Here is a 1,451-nt window from a genome sequence, read left to right as displayed (position 1 = left end):
GATGGCGCCGTCGACCAGCATGCCCACGGCGAGGATCAGCCCGAACATCACGATGTTCGAGATCGACACGCCCATGAGCGCGAGGAAGGCGAAGCACAGGAGGAACGAGGTCGGGATCGAGAAGCCGACGAGCAGCGCGGGCCGCAGCCCGAGCGCCGCGAGCGTCACGATCATCACCAGCGCAACGGCGGTCAGCACCGAGCCCTCGAGCTGCGTGACCATCGATTCGACCTGCCGGCTCTGGTCGTTCGAGGTGCCGACGTCGAGCACCGCGCGCAGCTGGTCGGGCCATTCCGCCTCGGCCGCCTCGACGGTGCGCTCGACCTCGGCCACGGTGTCGATCAGGTTGAAACCCTTGCGCTTGACCACCTGCAGCGCGACCGACGGCACGCCGTCGAAGCGCGAGGTGCCGGTGCGGTCCTCGAAGGTCAGCTGGATCGTCGCGATGTCGCCCAGCGTCACCACGCGGTCACCGTTCACCTTGACCGGCAGGTCGTAGAGGTCCCGCGGTCCGTCGAAGGTCGCGGGGATCTTGACCGAGAAGGCGCCGCCCTCGGTCTCGATCTCGCCCGCGGCGATCAGCTGGTTGTTGTTGTTCACGACGTCGATCAGCTCGCCCGCCGTCACGTTGTAGCTCTCGAGCCGGAGCGGATCGATCAGCACCTCGATCATCTCGTCGCGGTTGCCCGCGATGCCGACCTCGAGCACAGCGTCGAGACTCTCGATCCGGTCCTGCAGGTCCTTGGCCACCCGCGCCATGGTGCGCTCGGGCACCGGGCCCGTCAGGTTCACGACGATGATCGGGAATTCCGAGAAGTTGATCTCGTTGATCGAGTACTGCTCGGCGCCCTCGGGGAAGTCCGCCTGCGCGCGGGTCATGGCGTCGCGCACGTCGGCCATGACCTTGGTCTTGTCCCAGCCGAACTCGAATTCCATCGACACGCCGGCATAGCCCTCGGCGGCGGTCCCGCCGAGCTCCTTGAGCCCGTCGAGATCGGACAGCTCCTTCTCCATGGGCTTGACGAGCAGCGTCTCGGAATCCTCGGCGGAGATGCCGGGGAAGGGCACCGACACGAAGAGCGCCGGGATCTCGATGTCGGGCTCGCCTTCCTTGGGCAGCGAGACATAGGCGACCGTGCCGATCACCACCGACAGCACGACGAAGGCAAAGACCATGCGCGCGCGCGAGGCGGCCCAGTCGACGATGCCGATCATTGGATGATGTCCTCGAAGGACGGCGCCACCGCGACGCCGTCGGTCACGAATTCCTGTCCCACGGTGATGATGTCCGCGCTCTCGGGCAGGCCGGTGACCCAGATGCCGTCCACCGTGTCGCGCAGGATCGTCACCGGGACGAACTGCGCGGTGTCTTCCGCCGTCACGATCCGCACGCCGAGCGCGCCGTCGTCGTCGAGCGTCAGCGTCGAGGGCGGCAGCAGGTGCGCGCGCGC

General features: G+C 67.5%; 1 protein-coding gene and 1 pseudogene. Both read right to left on the bottom strand.

Annotation, left to right across the window (positions count from 1 at the left end):
* Nucleotides 1-1,215: efflux RND transporter permease subunit (locus tag RISW2_RS22840; protein ID WP_043775725.1), on the bottom strand; the 1,215-nt coding region annotated here is incomplete at its 3' end.
* Nucleotides 1,212-1,451 (bottom strand): annotated as a pseudogene (locus RISW2_RS25195) (efflux RND transporter periplasmic adaptor subunit); the annotation flags it as partial. The pseudogene RISW2_RS25195 and the gene RISW2_RS22840, both read right to left, overlap by 4 nt.

Source organism: Roseivivax isoporae LMG 25204 (assembly GCF_000521865.1).
Classification (GTDB): Bacteria; Pseudomonadota; Alphaproteobacteria; order Rhodobacterales; family Rhodobacteraceae; genus Roseivivax; species Roseivivax isoporae.
The sequence above is the reverse complement of the archived record's forward strand: the minus strand, read 5'-3'. Positions and strand labels throughout refer to the sequence as shown.